The sequence below is a fragment of the Phosphitispora fastidiosa genome (genome assembly GCF_019008365.1).
GTDB lineage: Bacteria > Bacillota > Thermincolia > Thermincolales > UBA2595 > Phosphitispora > Phosphitispora fastidiosa.
In genome coordinates, this window is sequence record NZ_JAHHUL010000002.1 from 277,818 (window position 1) to 291,759 (window position 13,942).

17 protein-coding genes and 1 riboswitch are annotated in these 13,942 nt (G+C 47.2%); all 17 genes read right to left on the reverse strand.

Annotation, left to right across the window (positions count from 1 at the left end; translation table 11 throughout):
• Positions 1-98: 98 nt before the first annotated feature.
• A complete protein-coding gene (locus tag Ga0451573_RS03640; RefSeq protein ID WP_231682515.1) occupies positions 99-479 on the reverse strand; it encodes a NifB/NifX family molybdenum-iron cluster-binding protein in 381 nt (126 codons plus the stop codon).
• A gap of 171 nt (positions 480-650) precedes the next feature.
• Positions 651-1,115 (reverse strand): DUF134 domain-containing protein, encoded by a 465-nt coding sequence (locus tag Ga0451573_RS03645; protein WP_231682516.1) that lies wholly within the window; start codon positions 1,113-1,115, stop codon positions 651-653.
• A gap of 143 nt (positions 1,116-1,258) precedes the next feature.
• The gene (locus Ga0451573_RS03650) at positions 1,259-1,621 is read right to left on the reverse strand and encodes a NifB/NifX family molybdenum-iron cluster-binding protein (RefSeq protein WP_231682517.1); all 363 of its coding nucleotides are present in this window, start codon (positions 1,619-1,621) and stop codon (positions 1,259-1,261) included.
• A 39-nt stretch (positions 1,622-1,660) separates the two neighbouring features.
• Positions 1,661-2,518, reverse strand: coding sequence for an ATP-binding protein (locus Ga0451573_RS03655; protein ID WP_231682518.1), 858 nt, complete (start codon positions 2,516-2,518; stop codon positions 1,661-1,663).
• On the reverse strand, positions 2,515-3,354 hold the full coding sequence (locus Ga0451573_RS03660; protein WP_231682519.1) for an ATP-binding protein: 840 nt from the start codon (positions 3,352-3,354) through the stop codon (positions 2,515-2,517). Before Ga0451573_RS03660 ends, Ga0451573_RS03655 begins: the two co-directional genes overlap by 4 nt.
• A 6-nt stretch (positions 3,355-3,360) precedes the next feature.
• Positions 3,361-3,810 (reverse strand): NifB/NifX family molybdenum-iron cluster-binding protein, encoded by a 450-nt coding sequence (locus Ga0451573_RS03665; protein ID WP_231682520.1) that lies wholly within the window; start codon positions 3,808-3,810, stop codon positions 3,361-3,363.
• 53 nt (positions 3,811-3,863) lie between these two features.
• Positions 3,864-4,268, reverse strand: coding sequence for a pyridoxamine 5'-phosphate oxidase family protein (locus Ga0451573_RS03670; protein ID WP_231682521.1), 405 nt, complete (start codon positions 4,266-4,268; stop codon positions 3,864-3,866).
• A gap of 36 nt (positions 4,269-4,304) precedes the next feature.
• Positions 4,305-5,147: an Mrp/NBP35 family ATP-binding protein gene (locus tag Ga0451573_RS03675; RefSeq protein WP_231682522.1), complete on the reverse strand. Its 843-nt coding sequence runs from the start codon at positions 5,145-5,147 to the stop codon at positions 4,305-4,307.
• Between the two features lie 238 nt (positions 5,148-5,385).
• Positions 5,386-6,168 (reverse strand): precorrin-6A reductase, encoded by a 783-nt coding sequence (gene cobK, locus Ga0451573_RS03680; RefSeq protein WP_231682523.1) that lies wholly within the window; start codon positions 6,166-6,168, stop codon positions 5,386-5,388.
• A complete protein-coding gene (locus tag Ga0451573_RS03685; protein WP_231682524.1) occupies positions 6,098-7,033 on the reverse strand; it encodes an energy-coupling factor ABC transporter ATP-binding protein in 936 nt (311 codons plus the stop codon). The genes cobK and Ga0451573_RS03685 overlap by 71 nt, the downstream gene beginning before the upstream one ends.
• Positions 7,026-7,889, reverse strand: a complete 864-nt coding sequence (gene cbiQ, locus Ga0451573_RS03690; RefSeq protein WP_231682525.1) for a cobalt ECF transporter T component CbiQ — start codon at positions 7,887-7,889, stop codon at positions 7,026-7,028. The genes Ga0451573_RS03685 and cbiQ overlap by 8 nt, the downstream gene beginning before the upstream one ends.
• A complete protein-coding gene (locus Ga0451573_RS03695; protein ID WP_231682636.1) occupies positions 7,819-8,055 on the reverse strand; it encodes an energy-coupling factor ABC transporter substrate-binding protein in 237 nt (78 codons plus the stop codon). The genes cbiQ and Ga0451573_RS03695 overlap by 71 nt, the downstream gene beginning before the upstream one ends.
• 56 nt (positions 8,056-8,111) lie before the next feature.
• Entirely contained in the window at positions 8,112-8,900 is a 789-nt protein-coding gene (locus Ga0451573_RS03700) for an energy-coupling factor ABC transporter permease (protein WP_435052281.1), read from the reverse strand.
• Between the two features lie 396 nt (positions 8,901-9,296).
• Positions 9,297-9,477, reverse strand: a riboswitch (cobalamin riboswitch).
• Positions 9,478-9,523: 46 nt separating this feature from the next.
• Positions 9,524-10,384: a class I SAM-dependent methyltransferase gene (locus Ga0451573_RS03705; protein ID WP_231682526.1), complete on the reverse strand. Its 861-nt coding sequence runs from the start codon at positions 10,382-10,384 to the stop codon at positions 9,524-9,526.
• A 33-nt stretch (positions 10,385-10,417) separates the two neighbouring features.
• Complete coding sequence (locus Ga0451573_RS03710) at positions 10,418-12,142, reverse strand: ABC transporter ATP-binding protein (RefSeq protein ID WP_231682527.1); 1,725 nt, start codon at positions 12,140-12,142, stop codon at positions 10,418-10,420.
• Positions 12,135-12,926 carry an ABC transporter permease gene (locus Ga0451573_RS03715; protein WP_231682528.1) on the reverse strand — a complete coding sequence of 264 codons (792 nt, stop codon included), beginning with the start codon at positions 12,924-12,926 and terminating at the stop codon, positions 12,135-12,137. The genes Ga0451573_RS03710 and Ga0451573_RS03715 overlap by 8 nt, the downstream gene beginning before the upstream one ends.
• 11 nt (positions 12,927-12,937) lie before the next feature.
• Positions 12,938-13,942, reverse strand: a complete 1,005-nt coding sequence (locus Ga0451573_RS03720) for an ABC transporter permease (RefSeq protein ID WP_231682529.1) — start codon at positions 13,940-13,942, stop codon at positions 12,938-12,940.

Below are 13,942 nucleotides of genomic sequence, written 5' to 3' on the forward strand. Positions count from 1 at the left end.
AAAAGGAGAGGACTACCCTTTTCAAAATAGCCCTCCCTATATAATGGAGCGAATCTTCCTTTAACTGAAACTGATTCCCTTAGCTGTGCCTGTTTTATTTAACTGTGGCCGCACCCGTGATTGTGCTGCTGATGTTCCCCATGATGACTGCAGACTGTCCTTTTGGAAACAAATTTACCTTCCGCAAAAGCCTCGGCGGCATCCTTAACCGGCCCCGCAGCGCCAAACAATACCTTTAACCCCCGGGACTCCAAACCACTAATGGCCCCCTGCCCGATACCTCCGACAATCACCACCTCAACATCCTGGTTCTTAAGGAAATCAGCTATTCCTTCATGCTGATGCTGTAATCCCGAAGCAGAAACAGTGTTGATGCCGACAACCTGATTACCGTTGTCAATTTCAATTATGGAAAAACTTCTGCTCTGCCCAAAATGCTGGTTTACCTGCCCATTATCGTCAGGTATAGCAATTTTCATGTTGTCTCCTCCTTGGAATTTGCCTGATTGAAATAATGCAACTTCATTTACTTGTACTTTTACTGCGCCTTTTTAATATGCTCAAAACAGCAAATAAACAAACTGGTTTTTGGGCATACGCTAATTATTTGTTTTTATTATATAATACTGCTGTTAATTTGTAAACAACTATTACTTCATTCTTTTATGACAGCACTTTGAACAAAAATCACCCTTGAGGTTCCGGCATTGGATAACCTCTGAGCCGCAGCGAGGACACTTATAGCCGTCTTCATCTGCATCATTATAATTTTCATATCTCTCTTCCCAGCGTTCCTCGCACTTGGGACAAAAAACCTTACAGACATTCCGCGTAAAATCTCCGCCCTGCACCTTCAGCGCCTTTCCCTCAATAAGGGCGGTGGCAATCTTGGTGCGTGCGTCAGATAAGATACGCTGAAAAGTCTGCCGCGAAATCTGCATCCTTTCGGCACACTCGTCCTGGTTAAGGCTTTCAATATCCTTCAGCCTGACTGCCTCTATTTCCTCCACCTTTAAAATTTCCTCCTCCAGGTCACACTTGGGCCTGCCGGCAGGAATAAAATGGATATTCTGTGGAACAAATTCCACTATGCGCCATTTTCTGGGTCTGGGCATCTTATAACCGCCTCCGATATACTGACAGATTCATACATCAAATATTATACTATAATTATCGGCTGACAGCTAACTTTTCTAAACCATTAATTGCAATTTAGTCGGGAAAGCAGCCAGGGACACAACCGTGTCCCTGGAATAATCTATTTGTGGCCGCCACACTCCCCGGCATGCATATGTTCAGTACATATACTGCCCGTAGAATGCAACTCCCCCTTCAAATACTTATTCAAGACTTCTTGATCTGTACCCCGGGCTCCTGAAATTACAGCAATATTGTTCTGGTTAAACAGTTGGACAGCCTTGGCCCCGATACCACCGGTAATAACGCAATTTACGCCTTTACCGGCCAGAAATTCGGGGAGAAATCCAGGGACATGCCCTGGGTTATCAATTACCTGTAAATTAGTTATCTGGCAATTATCTATATCTGCCAGGCAAAACCTTTCACAGTGGCCGAAGTGTTCCGAAACCACATTTCCTTCCATAGCTACAGCAACTCTCACTTGAAAAAACCCTCCTTATTTTCTGTTATATTTAGCATCTTAAACAAGAGACAATTCTTTACTTAAATTAGCCCAGATTTTTTTGACAGCTCTTCCGGCAGCGCTGTGCGGAACCCGTACCACCGGGATGCCCCGGTTTATTGCCTGGCCGACCTCCCTCTCAAAGGGAATACTGCCCAGGACCTTAACATTGCGCTCTCTGCAGTGATCCGAAATCTCCTCAGTTATGCCTGCATTCAGGTCATATTTGTTTATGCAGACATAGGCCTTTATCCCAAAGTGTTCTGCCAGGTCAAGCACCCTTATCAGGTCATGTTTTCCCGACAACGTTGGTTCTGAAACCACAAGTATGGCATCACACCCGGTTATTGATGCTATGACAACACAACCTATTCCCGGAGAACCGTCAATTATTACGATGTCATCCTCACCGGCATAACCTGAAGCATTTTTCCTGACCTCTGTAACCAGCTTCCCGGAACCGTCGGCGCCGATATTAAGCCTCGCATGAGAGAATTTACCCCAGGAACTCGCCGACAAAATTGTTTTGCCTGTAATCGCATCTCTGATAACAACTGCCTTATGCGGACAGATGAAAACACAGGCAGCACATCCTTCACACTTTAGTTCATTTACGGAAAAATCCCTAATGGCATCAAACCTGCAGACAGTCAGACATTTTTCGCACTCCTGGCACTTTTCCCGATCAATCTGAGCAAGTTTCGAACCATAAAAATCCTTTTCGCGGAGGACCTCTGAATCAATAAGTAAATGCAGGTTGGGGGCCTCCACATCACAGTCGGCAATTACCTTGTTTTTTGCCAGTTCTGCCAGGGAGGCACAGACAGTTGTTTTTCCCGTACCCCCTTTACCACTTACTATGGCAATCTGTTTCATGAGATAACCCCCTCCAGTTTGGCCATTAAGTCCTGAAACTGTTGTTTCAGAAGCATATCCTCCTGGATCAGCAGCTTTCCGGTTGAATATATCTGGGCAACTCTTTTACTAAAGGGCAGTTCCATCAGAATCGGAATACCTTCTGCTTCGCAGTATCCCCTGATGATCCGGGAACTGTCATCGGCCTTATTCACCACCACACCTGCAGGAATATCCAAGGTTCTTATCAGATTTACTGCAATTTTCAGGTCATGCAGCCCAAAGGGAGTCGGTTCTGTAACCAGAAGACAAAAATCGCTCTTTTCAACAGCTGCAATAACAGAACAGGAAGTCCCGGGAGGGCAGTCAATAATCACAACATCCGCAGTTATTTTCCATATCTCTTCTATTATCCTGTCAATAACAGGTACGGCCATAGGTTCACCTGTTTTCAGCACTCCGTGGATGAACACATTATTATTGAACTTTCCTCGTTCAATTACACCAATTTCCCGCGGGACCTCGCTAATGGCCTTTTCAGGGCAAACCAGGGTACACAGGCCACACCCGTGGCACAACTGCAGAAAGCTTAACAGATTATTCTTCACCTGGGCCAGGGCATTGAACTGGCACCATTTGCTGCACTGGCCACAGGCCAGACAGCTATCTTTGTCAATGCTGGGAACCATTACATTGACTTTTTCCCTTTGCTCAATGGCAGGATTCAGGAATAAAAACCCATTTGGCTCCTCAACATCGCAATCGATGTAAGCCGTTTTGGGCCCGGAACAGGCAAGGTTGGTGGCCACCGTAGTCTTACCGGTACCGCCCTTCCCACTGAGAACTGATATTATCATTTCCCCTCAGGGCCGCCTCTGCCCGTGTCCTCTGCCACGTGGGCCGTTTCTCATTCCTGCACCGGCCCCTCGGTTCATTCCTGCTCCGGTTCCTGCATTCATTCCTGCATGTGCCTGTCCGGCCTTTGTTATTTCACTAAGCTTGCCACTATTCAATTCTTCTATTGCCTGTTTTGCATTTAGACCTGTTCCATCATAAATTTTAATTCCTGAGGCCTCAAGAACCTCAAAAGCATTGGGCCCAACATGCCCGGTGATCAGCGCTTCCGCCTGGTTGTCCACCACAAATTGGGCTGCCTGAATTCCTGCCCCCTGAGATGAATTAACCGCAGAATTTGCCGTGCAGTCAAAATCCATGGATTCGGAATCCACTGAAATAAACCATTCACACCTGCCAAATCTGGGGTCTACCCGGGCATCTAACTCCTTACCCTCTGTCGATATTACTATTTTCATAACACTTCATCCCCTCAAATATACCATGTGCTTTTTCAATCAAAAACTTCTGATTAACAGAGCTCTTTCCCAATATCAGGCCCGGGGCTGGTAACATATATCTTCTCGATATCGATTAAAACAACCCCTTTTGCCCTAAGCTGGGGCATTATACTCTTAACCATTTTTACGCCTTCATCAAAGAGTTCGCCATTTGTCTCAACTCTTGCATTTCCTTTTAACTGGTAACCCTGAAGTGTGTCCATATCCCATACAGATACAGCAACCTTTGGGTTCTCGGTGATGTTCTCAAGACTCTTATCCATAAAAACATCAATCAACATTACCTGGCTTTCGGACAACACCTTGCCAAAAGCTATTGAGACCACATTGGGATTACCGTTCACATCTGCAGTGGCAAATGCCCACCCCTTTGATTTTTCAATTACTCCTTTAACCTCATCAGTTAATCCGGCCATTTTCTTTCTCCCCCTTTAATCAACAGTCTTTTTTGTTCAGTTCATCTGTTCAACCGTATCAAAGGTTTTCACTATACCCTCCATAACCCTATTTATCTCTGATTTTTCCCTGGTAAAATCTTCAATTTTCCCCTTATCACAGAGTTCTACAAACCTTGGCTCCAGCGGGAGCTGCCCCAGTAATGGCACTCCCATTTTACCCGCCATTTCCTCAGTACTGTCCGAGCCAAATAGCCTAATCTGTTTTTTACAGTCCGGGCATTCCAGGTAAGCCATATTTTCAATTAACCCAATAACGGGAATGTTCATTTTGTTAGCCATATTAATCGATTTCCGGACGATCATTGAGACCAGGCTTTGTGGTGAAGTAACCACAATAACACCATTTAAAGGCAGGGTCTGCATCACTGTCAGAGGTGCATCACCCGTCCCTGGCGGAAGGTCCACCAGCAGATAATCCAACTCACTCCAGCCCACTTCTGTCCAGAACTGCTTGATGACCCCTGAAATAATTGGTCCCCTCCAGATTACCGGTTCTTCTTCACTGGGCAGTAAAAGATTAATTGAGATAACCTCTATCCCCAAACCGGTCCCGGCCGGAACAATTCCCCTGTGTCCGTTTTCCAGCTGCCCGGCCTGCAGCCCAAACAGCCTGGGTATACTTGGCCCGGTAACATCAGCATCCATTATCCCCACACTGAATCCTTTTTTCCTCAGAGACGCCGCCAGAAGACCAGTCACCGAACTCTTCCCGACACCTCCCTTCCCGCTCATTACAGCAATTACATTTTTGATTTTCTGCAGCTCCTTTAAGGCTGCAGGACAGTCCTCACCTGTGCACTCGCTGCTCTCACTGCATGTATTACATGCTTCTGCCATATGGCGGTTCCTCCCTTTCAGAATCAGTAATATTTTGAGCATATGCCCATATAAATATTACCCCATTTTTTGGTTTTTGTCAAATGCCCATAACTAAAAATGTCAGGGCCCATTGCAAAAAATCGTTTACATAGAGAAATGCCCCCATAGAGGTTCTCTGTGCAATAAGAGAACACTGACTTTAGGGACATTCCCGGATTAAAATTCATTATGATTAAAGTCTATTATTTATAAGCCGTTATTTATCATCCGCCAATATTGACTTCACTCCCTGGAGTACTTGTCCATAAGAGTTTACAATAATTGCATCATGCCCTTTTACCGGCGGTCGTTTTATAACTACTACCGGTATCATCAATTTCAGGGCCACCGAGACCTTGTTGTCTGTCCCTCCGGCGCGGCCGCTTTCCTTTGTTACCACTACGGAAGCGCCATACATTTTAAAGGTGGCTCGGTTCATTTCCCTGGAAAAGGGCCCCTGCATGGCCACGATATCCCGGGACGGCAGCCCCAGGGACCGGACCTTTGTAATTACCTGAGGGTCGGGAAGCACCCTGACAACAACTCTTTTCCCGGCCATGTCCGGGTGGCAGAGAAACTGTTCCAGATTAAAGCTTCCTGTAGTTAGGAAAATGGTATCTCCCATCTCCGCGGCTTTCCTTGCCGCTTCCTCCCACGAATAGACCGCAAAAAGAAGGGGGTTCTCCGGAAGCTGTACTTCCTCCCTGACAAACCTGAAATAAGGAATATTCCGGTTACTGCAAAACTCTTTGGCAAACTTAGAAACTCCTTCAGGATAAGGATGGGAAGCATCAACAATCAGCCGGAATGGATTGATTTGAAATATTTTATTAAAAGCCTCTCGAATCGTGTACTCCCGGGTGTTTTCCATCATATCATTATGTAAAATAAGCCTTGCACCATGGTTTACCACAGTTGCGGATAACACCTTATAATCCTTTGAGATCAGCAGAGATGTGATCTCTCTCCCTTCCTTTGTTCCTGAAATCACCAAAATCATTAATTATCTCTTCCTCTCCAACATTTGTGCCGTGATTAATAATGAGTTCAAAAAGGCTTTCCCGGTTACGCGGTAAAACGACCGCTTTGGGTAAACAGCCTTTTATCAGTAGCACTTCGGATACCTGTACCAGCCATGGCTTTTCCAAGTCTGCTTTCTTAATCAGTATTTCATTGGTAAAAACCTGTTCCGGAATCCCCTCTCCGATGACCTCACCATTGCTCAATACGAAAATGTAATCTGCCCATGAATAAGCCAGGTCAACATCATGTGTTGACATCATGATGGTTGTACCACCGCTATTGATCCGGTCAAACAACTTCACCGTCTGCTGTGCATGTTTGGGATCAAGCCAAGCCGTTGGCTCATCACATATAATTACCTCAGGCTCCATGACCAGAATATCTGCTATTGAAACCCTTTTTTTCTGCCCATAGCTCAGCATATGGGTAGGCTTCTCCTTCAGCCCGGCAACTTCTGTTGCCAACATTGCCCGTTCCACCCGTTTTCTTACAGTTTCTTCAGGAAGTCCAAAATTAAGGGGGCCAAAGGAAATCTCCTGGTATACACTCGCTGAAAACAATTGGCTGTCGGGGTCCTGAAAAACAATCCCCACATTTTTCCTCAAATGCAGCAGACTTTTTCTGTCATACCTGACTTCTTTTCCGTCATATTTCACAATACCCTGCTGTGGTTTCAGAATACCGTTGCATTGAAGGAACAGGGTAGATTTCCCAGCACCGTTGGAACCAAGGACCGCAACCTTCTTCCCTTTGGGTATTTTTATATTTATACCCCTAAGGGCCTGTGTCCCATCGGGATATGTATATATCAGGTTTTCAGCTTCGATGATGTAATCAGACAAATTTATTCACCTCCAGCAGGACCGCAGAAATTATCAAAAACGTTTCTACAATAATTATCAGAGTTATGTTAGCTTTAGAAACAGGGTATTGCGGGACCAGCACATTTAATTGCCCGGTATAACCTCTTGCCGTGAGAGTGGTGAAAAGCTCCTGTGAGCGATGCAGCGACCTGACAAACAGAGCAGCTGTAAGACAGCCTAAAGAATTCATAGAGTTTTTGAATGAAGAATATCCCCATCTTGAAGACTGGCTTGTATAAATATCTTCTGCAGTTTTCAGCAAAACAAAAATAAACCTGTAAATTATTTCAGCCAGCTCAATAAACAAGGCAGGAAGTTTGATTTTTCGCATCATCATGGCTATTTCCACAAAAGGTGTTGTTAATGACATAAAATACAGGCAGGAAACCGTACCCAGGGATTTAAAAAACAACCTGGCAGCCGCAAGCAGTCCCTCAGGAGTAATGCCCAGGGTTATTTTTAGCATTTTTATGCTGACTAACCACTCCGCTGCATTTGCACCAACCACGGTATCACCCGCAGATACCGAAACAGCAACTGTCATCACCCCAACCAGCAGGAAGGAGAAGGGCAGGAACACCAGCCTGAGGTAAGTTTTAACAGGAATCCCGGCAAGCCCGACAGTCACACCTGCCATAAGTAAAATTATAACTGATGATATTGTCACTGATGAAAAAATCAGGCACAAAATCATAGTCGTCAGGGCAAAGGCAGCTTTTTCGGCCGGATGTACCTTCCGCAGCTTATTGGCATATGCAAAACTGTCAATTTTTAGCATGTATTTCCTTTTCTTCCGCCTTTTTTCTTCCCCTGACATAACCGATGTAATACCCAATAAATCCGGCTCCCAAAGCTGCCTGAAGAGCAAACAAAAGGCTCTCGATTTCACCGCTGGGGGGTTCCCACAAGGATGAAAACCATGGCTGATAATCAGGATTAATTTGGGTAATCACTTCTTCAGCCTGACCATCGGCACCCCCGAATTCGGCTCCGCGGTTCATAAGCAATGGCACAACAGCCAGCAGCACTACCAAAAGAATTAGGATCAGATTTTTTCTCACTGCGACACCTCCTCAGTGATAACAGATAATTCCAGTAGTTCCTGCCTGCTATAAGTAGTCAGCACATTGAAAACTACTACTGTCAGAATTCCTTCCATTATGGCCAGAGGAAGCTGAGTCACCGCAAATACGCCCAGGAACTTTGCCAGGGCAGCGGTAAAGCCCCCACTCTGCAGAGGAAACGCCAGGGCTAGTTGAACTGATGTAGTTATATATGTAAGCATGTTGCCGGCAGCAGCAGCCAGAAACACTGCCAGCCAACCGGGGGCGCCGATTTTCTTAAGAACCCGGTAAATCACAAATGCTGCTATGGGGCCGACCACCGCCATCGAAAAGGTATTGGCACCAAGGGTGGTTATACCGCCATGAGCTAAAAGGAGGGCCTGAAAAATAAGTACAACACATCCCAGGACCACCATAGCCAAAGGGCCGAACATTATCGCCCCCAAACCTACTCCCGTAGGGTGGGAACAGCTTCCGGTAACCGACGGTATTTTCAAAGCCGATAACACAAAGGCGTAGGCCCCCGCCAGACCCAACAGCATTTTAACACTGGGCGCAGCAGTAACGGTTTTTTGAATTGAACGCAGTCCCAGGATCAGAAAAGGAATAGTCAGCACAAACCAGAAACCGGCCCAACTCGCCGGCAGAAAGCCTTCCATGATATGCATGGCAAAGGCATTCTGCGGGAAGGTCAGAAGAAGGGCAGCAGCATACAGGATTATGAAAACAGGCAGTTTTATTTTTTTCAAAGAGCTTTTCATAATTTCACTTAACATCCTCATTTGATTTAACCTCCTCAATTCTTATTTAATATACCTCCATAATTTGAAACAAAAACCCCGGTCATTAAGACAGTGACCGGGGATTAGCTTTAGGCTAAGCCTAAACTGACCACCTCCCCAGAACAAATTGACAGTGTGGCAGAATAGGCATCGCTGATTGTTTCCGCTGTCATCACAGGAGTAAGTATAATACCTCTTTTTACACCCGTTCTGCGGTCAAAAAGCGTTTAAACCTTGTGTTTATTAAGTTACACCCCTCAGGGTATAACACCTACTCAAATATATAATTATTAAAAGCCCATACCGGGTAAACTAAAAATTCCCTCAACACGACTGTGTGGAAGGAATAAAAAACACTAATACTGTAGTCTTCCTCCCCATTCATCGTGGGTACCGGCGGTAAGATTAAAGCAAGCAGGTCTCCTGGCTCAAGATCACTGCCCAAGCTGCGCCTTCCCGGTTCCCCGGTGGCATTTGCAGCAGGACTCCCTCTTACAGTGGCGGGACCGCGCCGGATTTTCACCGGCTTCCCTTTTCAATTCTGTCAAACAGAATCACTTGCTCATCTATATTCTTTTAATAATTGTATCATGACTGCAACTGGACTGTCCAGACAATTTTGCTTATACTTTCCAGACCATCATCCCTACTGTGGCTTCCACTTCCTCCCTGACTACACCGCCGACGGCTTCAGAATCGACTACTGCCTTTATTTCGCGTAATATCGCGGAAGTTATCTCTGTATATCCCGAAATCCAGTCCTTCAGTTTTTGAGCTGTATCCTCCACAGATTCTTCATTAACCCAGTGTGTATGAAAAAACCTCAGCGCCGGAAAATACCCCATGGCATAAACAATATTTAACGGGTAAATGATATCCATGGAAGTATCTGCCCGGATACCGCCGAACACCTGCTGCCATAGCTTCTCCTGGAGGTTGTTGCGGCGCGGTCCGGCAAATTTACTTACATAGCAGTAACCTTTGGAGGCTCTAACCACCTTATCCAGTGTTTCTTGGTCATTAACCCCCGGGGTCATTGAAGCAAATACCAGGTCAAACTTACCGTTCCAGCCTTCCCGCTCAATATCGATATCTTCCCAGGGCCTGTTGATACAGGTGATATTACCAATACCTTGATCCGAGACACGTTTCCTCAATATCTCAAGCATCCGGGAAGCCGGTTCAAGAGCCCATACATGTTCCGCCTCCATAGCTAAAGGTACGGCATAATTCCCGGGACCGCAGCCAACATCAAGTATTTTTGCACCTGTGACCCTGACCCCTGAGGATCCGAGAAATTCAAATACAGCCCTCTGCCTGCTGCTGTTTTCCCCCTTGACGGTGTTTTTGGCATAGCTCTCGGCCCGGTTGTTCCACATTTCTATTTTCCTCCGGGTTTGATAATCAGACGCCTTTTCCCAGGCTGTGACCCAGTACTTCAAATGTCTTTTTCTATCTTCTTCCCAGGCTCCTGCTGCAACCATAATTTTGTCACCACCTTTTGTTAATTATCCCAACTAGACGCTCAGCCGCTTGTTGTTATTTGCCGGGAACCCGCTGTTCAACCCGTACGGCAGCGCCGGAGCAGCTGCCAGCAGCCTTCGGGTATAGGGGTGTCCGGGAAAAGAAACAACTGCACTGGCAGGTCCGTCCTCTACGATGTGGCCGTCCTTAAGCACCACTATCCGGTCACTGACCTTCCTGGCCAGGGCAATATCATGAGTAATAAAGATTATACTTAACCCTCTTTTTTCCTGCAGGTTAAGAAAAAGCTTGAGGACTTTTGCCTGGACACTGGGATCCAAGGCAGATGTTGGTTCATCTGCGACCAGCATTTTAGGTTCCAGGATCAGAGCCCTGGCAATAGCTACCCTTTGAGCCTCGCCGCCGCTAAGGTGGTGTGGATAGGTCATCAGGAACTCGTCATTTGATGGCAGTTCCACCTCATCCAGTACCCTTTTTATCTTTTCTTTCCGCTCTGCGGGACTGCCCATCCGGTGGATGTCCAGTGGTTCACTTACAGCTTCCAGCACATTCTGCCTGTGGCTGATAGATTCTGCCGGGTTCTGATAAATCATCTGAACTTTCCTGTAAAATTCTTTATCTCTTTTGCCAACAATAGCTCCCTCCAGATATACCTCCCCTTCAGACTGACTGTGGAGTCCCATCACTGTCCTGGCCAGTGTCGTCTTGCCAGAACCGCTCTCACCTACCAGAGCAACCGTTTCTCCCTCTAAAACAGTGAGATTGGTCCGGCTCAGGGCTCTGACACGACCAAACGCAGTGCTTAGACCACGGGTTTCCAGCAGGGGCACAATCCCGCCCCGGTGACAGGCAATCATCCACCCACCGGTTTGCCCGGGTGCAGAGCCGGCTTCCCCAGGTTCTGGATGTGATTCCCTGCATATATCAACCCGCTGAGTACAACGCGGTTCAAACGGGCAGCCCTGCTCAGGCCTGGACAGCCTCCCGGGTATCCCCTGAAGGTCTTTGGTACCGTTCATGTCAGGATATGAGCGGATCAAGCCACGGGTATACGGGTGTCTTGGGTCTGCCAGGAGGGCCCTAGTGGGTCCCGCCTCTACAATTCTGCCTCCATAAAGGACTGCCGTCCGTTCTGCCAGCCTGGAAGCAGCAGCCAGGTCATGGGTCACTACCAGCAAGGCACACTTCTTGCCAATCTCCCTAAGCAGCTCTATTATTTCTTTCTTAGTCACCGGGTCAAGTGCCGAAGTGGGTTCATCCAGTATTAATACCTCCGGATTATTTGCCATTGCCATGGCTATCAGGGCACGCTGTTTCTGCCCGCCGCTGAGTTGATGCGGATATAACAGGAAATGAATAGTAGAAAGCCCCACCCTTTTAAGCATGTCACCGGCTTTGGAACGGGCTTCGCGCGGACTCAGCAACCCATGCTCAATCATTGGCTCCGCTACCTGTTCCAGTATATTGAAAAGCGGATTCAAAGCGCTTTCCACATTCTGAAACACCATGGCAATCTTGTTCCATCTAATCCGAGCCATTTCCTCTCCCCTCATTGATAACAGGTTTTGCCCCCGATACCTGATCTCTCCGGAACACCGACCATCCCCCAGGCCGATAATGCTTTTGGCCAGAGTTGTTTTACCCGTGCCGGACTCCCCTATCAAAACAAGGGATTCTCCCCTTTGCAGGGTAAAGCTGATGTCATTTAGAATCAGATTTTTGCCGTACTTTACCGAGAGGTTTGTCAGACTAAGCATGCTTTTCCCTCCTCAACCTGGGGTCCATGGCCTCTTCCAGTGAATAACCTATCAGGGTAAAAGACAACACTGTCAGTGACAGCGCCATCCCCACCGGCAACAGCCACCACTGCCAAACATCAAGATAGACGTATTTTAATGAGTGATAAAGCATTTTTCCCCAGCTTACTGTCATCGGGTCGGTGACCCCCAGAAAGGACAGCCCTGCTTCCATAAAAACCGCGCGCCGCGCCCCCCTGATAAAGTTTGCTGTTAACACCGGACCGAGATCAGGAATAATATGCCTTTTTATTACATACAGGGGTCCGGCCCCAAAGGTCCGGGAAGCCCTGACATGTATCTTTTCTTTCAGGGCCAGGGTCTGAGCCCTGATTATCCTTGCACCTGCCGGCCAGCCAAGCAGTGACAGCAGCAAAACAAGATGAACCATGCCGGGCTGGATATAAGCTGCAGCGATAATTACCACCAGCATTGGCGGGACTACCAACAGACCGTCAACCAGGCGCATCACCAATTTCTCATAATGCCCTCCGATTAACCCGGCAGTTGCCCCGGCAGCCAGGCTGAGCGCTGTAGCCGCAAAAGCCACTGCCACCGCTGTCACAAATGATGTCCGGGCCCCGTACAGCAGGCGTGACAGGATATCCTGACCGACATCGTTGGTTCCCAGTAAGTGCTGTCTCGAAGGGGGTTCCAGCGAATCGGGTGTCTGTGCGAAAGGGTCAAAGGGTGCCAGTACAGGCGCCAGAAGGGCCGCGCCTACCACCAAAACTAAGAGCGCCATTCCGATTCTCCCTAAACTGTTTGTCTTAATTTCTTGCCAGTAGTTGATATGCATGGCTTCAACCTCGGATCAATTTTTTTATAAAGTACTTCCATAAACAAATTCGTAATTAACACCATAATTGTCACTACCAGAAAGACACCTTGCAATACAGGGTAGTCTCTGGCCTGCAGCCCTCTTTGGATCAGGAGTCCCAGCCCAGGATAAGAGAAGACCGTCTCAATAAACAAAGCCCCGGTTACCATTCGGCCAAACTGTATTCCGATATGAGTAATCACAGGCAAAAGTGAATTTCTCCCGGCATGGCGGTATCTGACTACCCGGTCCCTGAGTCCCTTTGCCCTGGCGGTAAAAATATAGGCCTCACTCAAAGTAGTCACCATAGTATTCCGAGCCAGCAGAAAGGAGCCTCCCAGGTTCACCAGAGCTAGGGAAAATGCCGGCAGAACCAGGTGTTTAGCAACATCGAGAACTATAGCCAGACCTGTATATCCGGCATATGGGGTCATTGCCCCCGCCAGTGGGAAAACATTCAGGATCACCCCAAAAACAATTAGCATCACCATCCCGATAAAGAAATCCGGGAAACCTTCCAAAAACATGATTCCTGTGAGCAAAAGCCTGTCAAACCTAGTTCCGCGTCTCCAGCCTGATTCCATCCCGGCAATGCTCCCTGCCAGAGCAGATATCGTTACTGCCGTTCCCACCAACAACAGGGTCCAGGGAACAGCTCTTAAAATAACTGCTGATACAGCCTCATTATAGTAGTAAGAATAACCCAGATCCCCCCTTACCAAAGCCGCCAGGTATCCCGAAAACTGCTCCCACAGCGGCTGGTTCAGGGCAAACCTATTGACCAGTTCTGCCCTGGTCTCAGGAGTCATGTGAATCAAGGCTTCTTCACCATAGATGGCTGTCAGCGGGTCTCCCGGCATCATTCGGGGGAGAAAAAAATTAACTGCCAGGATAATCAGAAATGCTATTATATAGTTGCTTGAATCCTTTATTCTAAACAC

Bases quoted from the DNA above. Each gene is read 5' to 3' on its own strand.
- Ga0451573_RS03640 (WP_231682515.1), bottom strand. From the start codon at position 479: ATGAAAATTGCTATACCTGACGATAATGGGCAGGTAAACCAGCATTTT.
- Ga0451573_RS03645 (WP_231682516.1), bottom strand. From the start codon at position 1,115: ATGCCCAGACCCAGAAAATGGCGCATAGTGGAATTTGTTCCACAGAAT.
- Ga0451573_RS03655 (WP_231682518.1), bottom strand. From the start codon at position 2,518: ATGAAACAGATTGCCATAGTAAGTGGTAAAGGGGGTACGGGAAAAACA.
- Ga0451573_RS03660 (WP_231682519.1), bottom strand. From the start codon at position 3,354: ATGATAATATCAGTTCTCAGTGGGAAGGGCGGTACCGGTAAGACTACG.
- Ga0451573_RS03665 (WP_231682520.1), bottom strand. From the start codon at position 3,810: ATGAAAATAGTAATATCGACAGAGGGTAAGGAGTTAGATGCCCGGGTA.
- Ga0451573_RS03670 (WP_231682521.1), bottom strand. From the start codon at position 4,268: ATGGCCGGATTAACTGATGAGGTTAAAGGAGTAATTGAAAAATCAAAG.
- Ga0451573_RS03675 (WP_231682522.1), bottom strand. From the start codon at position 5,147: ATGGCAGAAGCATGTAATACATGCAGTGAGAGCAGCGAGTGCACAGGT.
- cobK (WP_231682523.1), bottom strand. From the start codon at position 6,168: ATGATTTTGGTGATTTCAGGAACAAAGGAAGGGAGAGAGATCACATCT.
- Ga0451573_RS03695 (WP_231682636.1), bottom strand. From the start codon at position 8,055: ATGAACCGCGGAGCCGAATTCGGGGGTGCCGATGGTCAGGCTGAAGAA.
- Ga0451573_RS03700 (WP_435052281.1), bottom strand. From the start codon at position 8,900: ATGAGGATGTTAAGTGAAATTATGAAAAGCTCTTTGAAAAAAATAAAA.
- Ga0451573_RS03705 (WP_231682526.1), bottom strand. From the start codon at position 10,384: ATGGTTGCAGCAGGAGCCTGGGAAGAAGATAGAAAAAGACATTTGAAG.
- Ga0451573_RS03710 (WP_231682527.1), bottom strand. From the start codon at position 12,142: ATGCTTAGTCTGACAAACCTCTCGGTAAAGTACGGCAAAAATCTGATT.
- Ga0451573_RS03715 (WP_231682528.1), bottom strand. From the start codon at position 12,926: ATGGCGCTCTTAGTTTTGGTGGTAGGCGCGGCCCTTCTGGCGCCTGTA.